Annotated in this window: 3 protein-coding genes, 1 tRNA gene and 1 pseudogene; 1 reads left to right on the forward strand and 4 read right to left on the reverse strand. The window is 63.6% G+C overall.

From position 1 onward, the window contains the following. Positions 1-14: 14 nt before the first annotated feature. The gene (locus tag ACEN88_RS04145) at positions 15-1,925 is read right to left on the reverse strand and encodes an ATP-binding cassette domain-containing protein (protein ID WP_413337537.1); all 1,911 of its coding nucleotides are present in this window, start codon (positions 1,923-1,925) and stop codon (positions 15-17) included. Positions 1,926-2,032: 107 nt separating this feature from the next. Beyond that, positions 2,033-2,107 (reverse strand) — tRNA-Arg (locus tag ACEN88_RS04150). Positions 2,108-2,538: 431 nt separating this feature from the next. Here ACEN88_RS04150 and ACEN88_RS04155 point away from each other — a divergent pair. Then, positions 2,539-4,737, forward strand: a complete 2,199-nt coding sequence (locus ACEN88_RS04155; RefSeq protein ID WP_413337538.1) for a bifunctional SulP family inorganic anion transporter/carbonic anhydrase — start codon at positions 2,539-2,541, stop codon at positions 4,735-4,737. Positions 4,738-4,794: 57 nt separating this feature from the next. Here the strand turns inward: ACEN88_RS04155 and ACEN88_RS04160 are convergent, their stop codons facing one another. Next, positions 4,795-6,867, reverse strand: a complete 2,073-nt coding sequence (locus tag ACEN88_RS04160) for an ATP-binding protein (protein WP_413337539.1) — start codon at positions 6,865-6,867, stop codon at positions 4,795-4,797. 323 nt (positions 6,868-7,190) lie between these two features. Continuing rightward, positions 7,191-7,434: pseudogene (locus ACEN88_RS04165) on the reverse strand (response regulator); the annotation flags it as partial.

The following is a 7,434-nucleotide window of genomic DNA, read 5'->3' on the forward strand; positions in this document are numbered from 1 at the left end:
CGCTAACGCATGGGCTATTCTCCCCGCGAGCGCGCTTCGAGGCCTTCCCAACGCTCCAGGGCGTCGAGCAGAAGCTCCTCGATTTCCGCGTAACGCGCATTGATCCGGCGCGCGTCAGCGGGATTGGTCTTGTAGAAGTCGGGCGCATTCAGCTGTGCCGTGATGGCCGACTGCTCGTCTTCAAGGCTGGCGATAAGCTGCGGCAACTCCTCCAGCTCTCGCTGTTCCTTGTAGCTCAACTTTACCTTCTTGCCCGACGCGTTCTGTGCGTTGGATGACATATCCTGCGCTTTCGCCGGCGCGGCCTTTTGTGCTACCGCGGGCGCGGGCGCCGCTTTCACGCGCTCCCAGTCGCTGTAGCCGCCGACGTATTCGCGCCACGTCCCCTGCCCTTCGGAAACGATGACCTGGGTGACGACGTTGTCGAGGAACGTGCGGTCGTGGCTGACGAGAAACACGGTGCCCGAGTAATCCGTCAACAGTTCTTCGAGCAGTTCGAGCGTCTCGATGTCGAGGTCGTTGGTCGGTTCGTCGAGCACGAGGCAGTTGGCCGGCTTGGCGAACAGACGCGCCAGCAGCAGGCGGTTGCGCTCGCCGCCGGACAGCGATTTCACGGGCGAGCGAGCGCGCTCGGGCGCGAACAGGAAGTCGCCCAGGTAGCTCATCACGTGCTTGCGCTGGCCGTTGATCTCGACCCAGTCGCTGCCCGGCGCGATCGTGTCGGCCAGCGTCGCTTCTTCGTTCAGTTGCGCGCGCATCTGGTCGAAGTACGCGACGTTCAAACGCGTGCCCAGCTTGACGTTGCCGCTGTCCACCGTCTCTTCGCCAAGAATGATTTTCAGCAGCGTCGTCTTGCCCGCGCCGTTCGGCCCGATCAGGCCGACCTTGTCGCCACGCATGATCGTGCCGGTGAAGTCCTGCACGATCACCTTGTCGCCATACGACTTCGAAATGTTTTCCAGTTCCGCGACGATCTTGCCCGAGCGCTCGCCGGTCGCGACGTCGATGCGGACCTGGCCCTGCTGGTCGCGGCGCGCGGAACGCTGCAGGCGCAGGTCTTCCAGCCGGCGCACGCGGCCTTCGTTGCGGGTGCGGCGCGCTTCCACGCCCTTGCGGATCCACACTTCTTCCTGTGCAAGCACCTTGTCGAACTTGGCGTTCTCGACCTCTTCGATCGCGAGCAGTTCTTTCTTGCGTTCCTGGTACTTGCTGAAATTGCCGGGGAACGAGAGCAGGCGGCCGCGGTCCAGTTCGACGATGCGCGTGGCGACGTTGTCGAGGAAGCGGCGGTCGTGGGTGATGAACAGCACGGAGCCGCGGAATTCGCGCAGCAGGCCTTCCAGCCACTGGATCGACGTGAAGTCCAGGTGGTTCGTCGGTTCGTCCAGCAGCAGCACGTCGGGGCCGGACACGAGCGCGACAGCCAGCGCCACGCGCTTCTGCATACCGCCCGACAACGTGCCCATCTTCGCATCGCCCGCGAGGCCCAGGCGGCCCAGCGTGGTCTCGACGCGGTTGCCGAGGTTCCAGGCATCCGTCGCATCGAGTTTCACTTGCAGATCGTGCATGCGCTCCATGATCGCGTCATCGTTGCCGTGACCGAATTGCCCGGTCAGCGATTCGTACTCCGTCAGCATCGCCTGCTGGTCGCCCATGCCGGCGGCGACCGCGTCGAACACGGTCATCTCCGGATCGAACACGGGCTCCTGCTCGACGTACGCGATCTTGACGCTCTGCTGCATGACGAGCAGGCCGTCGTCCAGCTTCGAGCGGCCGGAAATGATTTTCAGCAGTGAGGATTTGCCGGTGCCGTTACGGCCGATGAGGCCGACGCGTTCGCCGGCTTCCAGCGAGAAATCGGCATGGTCGAGCAGCGCGACGTGGCCGAATGCCAGTTGCGCGGAAGAGAGGGAAATGACAGCCATGGTGTGAGCGGCCGCGACGCTTGTCGGCGCGGATATCGGTAAGAGTGTGAGAAAGCAGGCATTGTACCGAAGGGGGACGGCCTGATGCGGCTGGGGGATGGTGAAACTGGTGTCGCCAGCAGGAATCGAACCTGCATCTAAGTCTTAGGAGGACCTTGTACTATCCATTGTACTATGGCGACACTCTGCGTACTGCAGCCAGCTATTCTACAGGACGCGAGCTCCTCCCACAATGTTCGGCGCCGCCGGACGTCTATACGACCTCATCCGCACGTTTATCAGATTCGTAATTCGGCGTTATTCAAGGCAATAAAAATAACCCGATTAAAACCGCTTTTATTCAAATCTATTTCGCGCGAAAGAATTGTAACGATTGACCGTGCATGCTGGACGCATTTGCAAACTGCATGTTATATTTTTTCCCCGTCGCTTTAACAATCGACGTTCCTGAAAATGCATCGAAACGGTGCATTGCACCGTTTTGGTTCAATCCAAATCAAACGTTCATGAATCCGGTTCATCGGCCATAACCCGATGTAAATCGTTATATCGCCATGCGCAAAATAAACAAGCGCATTCTGACTGACAACCATCGTTCTTCCGTGAGATTCCCATGCATACGAATACCCTCAAGTACGATTTGCCGGCCGGCATAGTAGTGTTTCTTGTCGCCTTGCCCCTGTGTCTCGGTATTGCCCTCGCCTCCGGCGCGCCTTTGTTTTCAGGGATTATTTCCGGCATTATCGGCGGCATCGTCGTGGGTGCCATCAGCGGTTCCCATACGAGCGTCAGCGGCCCCGCGGCCGGGCTGGCGGCCGTCGTCCTCGCCTCGATCACGAAACTCGGCGCCTTCGAAATCCTGCTCGCGGCCATATTGATTGCCGGCGTAATGCAATTGGCCATGGGTGTCGCCCGTGGCGGCTTTATCGCCAATTACATTCCCTCGAACGTCATCAAGGGATTACTCGCCGCGATCGGCATTCTGCTGATTCTCAAACAGATTCCCCATGCGATCGGTTATGACGCCAATCCGGCCGATGATACGTCGTTCATCCAGGCCAATGGAGAAAACACGTTTTCCGCCATTGCGCATGCATTCAATTCGATCACGCCCGGCGCCATGATCATTGCGCTCCTGTCGATGCTGATCCTCGTGTATTGGGACAGGACGCCATTCAAGAACATCAAATTGCTGCCGGCGCCATTGTTCGTCGTGGCATTGGGTGTTGCACTGAATGTGACATTCGATCGTTTCTTTCCCGCACTGAGTATCGATCCGGAACATCTCGTCGATATTCCGCCCCTCGATATCGGTAACCTCGGTGCTTACCTGAATGTCCCGGATCTCGCCCATTTCACGAACCACGACGTCTGGATTGTCGGCTTCACGATCGCCATCGTCGCGTCGCTGGAAACGCTGCTGAACGTGGAAGCGGTCGACAAGCTCGATCCGCACAAGCGCGAAACGCCCACGAACCGCGAACTCGTCGCGCAGGGCGTCGGCAACATCTGCGCCGGCCTGCTGGGCGGCCTGCCCGTCACGTCCGTCATCGTGCGCAGCTCCGTCAACATCCAGAACGACAACCGGACCAAGGCCTCGACCATCCTCCACGGCGTGCTGCTGCTGGCCAGCGTGCTCGTGCTGGCGCCCATGCTGAACCTGATTCCGCTGGCCGCACTGGCCGCGATCCTCATCGTGACGGGCTACAAGCTGGCCAAGGTCTCGCTGTTCCGCGACATGTACAAGAAGGGCTGGTCGCAATTCGTGCCGTTCGCCGTCACCGTGGCCGCCATCGTGCTGACGGACCTGCTGACCGGCGTACTGATCGGCCTGGCCGCCAGCCTGTTCTACCTGATGCGCAGCCACTTCAAGAATCCGTTCTCGATGGAACAGTACCGCCTGCACATCGGCGAGGTCGTCAAGATGGAATTGCCGAACCAGGTGTCGTTCCTGAACAAGGCCACGATCAAGAGCGCGCTGTGGGAAATCCCGGAGAACGCGAACGTGCTGATCGACGCGGCCAACTCGGACTACATCGACCACGACGTGCTCGAAGTCATCAACGACTACCGCGTCGTCGCGGCGGAACGCAACGTCAAGCTGAACGTCGTGGGCCTGCGCGACAAGTACAGCCTGCACGATCCGATCCAGTTCGTCCCCGCCCTCGACAAGGACACGCAGACCAGGCTGGCTCCGGAAGACGTGCTGCAGTTGCTGCGCGACGGCAACGAGCGCTTCCGTGCCGGCCGCACGACGAAGAAATACTATCTGCACCAGGTGGAAGCGACGGCGGGCGGGCAGCATCCGATGGCCGTCGTCGTCAACTGCATCGATTCGCGCACGTCGCCGGAAATCATTTTCGATGCCGGCCTGGGCGACCTGCTGACGATCCGCATCGCGGGCAACGTGATCAGCCGCGAGATCATCGGCAGTTTGGAGATCGCCCATAAACTGGGCGCGAAACTGATCGTCGTGAAAGGCCACTCGAGTTGCGGCGCGATCGGCCTCGCGCTGCAGAACGAAGGCGCGCACAGCATGGGGGCGATCACGGGCAAGATCCGCAAGGCGGTCGACCAGTGCAAGTGCGGCGCCCATCATCCGCCCGAGGGCAAGGCAATGCTCGAGGCGGTCACGCGCCGCAACATCGAGAACTCGCTGGACGAGATCATCGCCGGCAGCGCCTTCCTGCGCGAGCGCATCGCGCGCGGCGAGATGGGACTCGTGGGCGCGTACCACGACATCGCCACGCGCACCGTGCACTTCGGGGAACTGGTCACGCTGGACGACGGCCGGAACGACCTGGCCGCCTGATGGCTGGTAACGCCAACATATCGCAAATATCACGCGTGGGCACGGCGTGCCCACACCCTACGCGGCTTCGGCCCCCGTCTCCGCATTCACCTCAGTACCCATACTCTGCGCCAGCATGCACCCGACCTTGTCCACCAGCGCGTTCATGGCAAAAGGCTTGGTCAGGATCTCCATCTGCGCGGGCAGCTTCTCGTTCTTCATGACCGTGCTTTCCGCATAGCCCGTCACCATCAGCACGGGCAGCTGCGGCCATTGCACGCGCACGTGGTCGGCCAGCTGGCGGCCGTTCATGCCGTTGGGCAGGCCGACGTCCGTGACGAGCATGTCCGGCCGCGTGTCCTTCAACAGGCGCAGGGCCTGCGGCGCATCGCAGGCGACGAGCACCGTGTAGCCCTGCAATTCGAGCACCTCGGTCATCACGGCGCGGATGTCCGCCTCGTCGTCGACGACCATCACGACACCCTTGCGCGTGCCCGCTTCCAGCGGCGGTTCGACGTCCGGGCCCGCGGCCGGCTGCGTCTCCACGAGGTGGCGCGGCAGCAGCAGGCGCACTTCGGTCCCCTGTCCCGGCCGCGATTCGATGCGCACGTTGCCGCCCGACTGGTGCGCGAAGCCGTACACCATCGACAGGCCCAGGCCGGTCCCCTGCCCCATCGGCTTCGTCGTGAAGAACGGGTCGAACGCGCGCGCGACGACGTCGGGCGCCATGCCGGCGCCGTTGTCGCGCACGCTCACCTGCACGTATTCACCAGGCCGCAGGTCGCCGTGGCGGCGCGCCTGGGCGGCGGTCAGCGTGACGTTCTCCGTCTCGATGACGAGCAGGCCGCCTTCCGGCATCGCGTCGCGCGCATTGTTCGCGAGGTTCAACAGCGCGCTTTCCAGCTGGTTCGGGTCGCACAGGGTGGTCCACAGCGCGGCCGCGAGACGCGTGCGCACGGCGATCGACGGGCCGGCCGCGCGCTCGATCAGGTCCGTCATCGACATCACGAGCGCGTTGACGCTGGTCGGCTTCGGATCGAGGGCCTGGCGGCGCGAGAACGCGAGCAGGCGGTGCGTCAGGGCGGCCGCGCGCTGGGTCACGCCGAGGGCCGCGTCGATGCGCGTCAGCAGGTCGCCGCTCTGGCCCATGCGCAGGCGCAGCTTCATCAGTTCCAGGTGGCCCGTGACGCCCGCCAGCATGTTGTTGAAATCGTGCGCGAGGCCGCCCGTGAGCTGGCCCACGGCTTCCATCTTCTGCGACTGGCGCAGCGCTTCCTCGGCCTGGCGCAGCGCGTCGGCCTGGTGTTTTTCCGCCGTGATGTCGCGCGCGACGCCGTACAGCAGCTCGCCTTCCGGGGAGATCGTCCACGACACCCAGCGGTACGAGCCGTCCTTGTGCAGCACGCGCGTCTCGTAGCCGACGAGCGGCGTGCCCTCGGCCAGGATCTGCATTTTCCGCAGCACGTCCGCGCGGTCGTCCGGGTACACCATGTCCATGAACGGGCGCGTGGTCGCTTCCTCGGCACTCCAGCCGAAGCACGCGGTGAACGCGGGGTTCACGGTAAGGAAGCGCCCCGTCGCCAGCGACGCCGCGGCCATCACGTCGGGCGAGATGCGCCACAGGCGTTCGCGGTCGCTCGCGTGCGACGCCACCTGGTGCGTCAGCGCCCCGTTCAGGCGGCGCAGGGACTCCAGCGCGCGCATCTTGTCCGTCGTCTCGACGGCCGTGCACAGGATGCCGCCGACGGTGCCGTCGTCGTCGCGCACGGGGCTGTACGAAAACGTGAACCAGGCCTGTTCCGGATAGCCGTGGCGCGCCATCGGCACGGGCATGTCTTCGTGGTGGCACGCTTCGCCCGCATAGGCTTTCGTCGCGATCGGCCCGATGGTGTCCCACACGTCCGGCCAGACCGTGCGGAACGGCCGGCCCAGCGCGGCCTTGTCGCCGAGCAACGGCATGCAGGCGTCGTTAGGAAAGCTGATCAGGTCGGCGCCCCAGCACAGCAAGGTGGGGAACCGGGAATTCAGCGCCAGGCTCAGTGCCGTGCGCAGTGCGGCGGGCCAGTCCTCGACGGGGCCAAGCGGCGTGATGTGCCAGTCATGGGCGGCGATATGCGCGGCCATCTGGCCGCCGCCGGTAAGGAAGGTCAAGCTGGGGGAAACCGTGGTCTTCATAGTCCTCGCTCATGCAATCCCTGGTCAAAGCTCCGTCCCAGCAGTCTGCGCTGCCGTGCAAAGTCGACTATTTTAATGACAAGCTCATGACAGACGGCGCGCGCTTGGCGCGGTCCGTACGGGGCAAAAAAGACGCCCGACAAGTTGCCGTTCTGCCTGGGAGGTGCTGCATGCCGGCCACGGCAAAGGATCAGTATGCCGGATTCCGCTGCCGTGTGGAGGGGTGATTTACAACATTTTCGACAACAATTTTTCGCGTTTTCCGGCAGGAATTTAACGTTGCGGGCGGGCGCGCAACCTTACATCGCCAGGTGCCGCGTGGCGTCGGTCTGGCGCAGCACGGCGCGGTGTGCGGCTTCCAGTTCGCGCGCCAGGGCGGCGCCGTCGGGGGCGGAGCGCAAGGCGTCGAAGCCGTTCGCGGCACCGTACAGGCCCAACGTGCGGCACCCTTCGCACAGGCGCGCGAGATGGGCGCGGGCGGCGTCGAGCTGGCTCGTGGCCAGCAGCGCGGCCAGGTCGGTGCCCGCGCTGACGAGCTGGCGC

This window comes from Massilia sp. CT11-108, from assembly GCF_047302915.1.
Lineage (GTDB): Bacteria > Pseudomonadota > Gammaproteobacteria > Burkholderiales > Burkholderiaceae_D > Telluria > Telluria orientalis.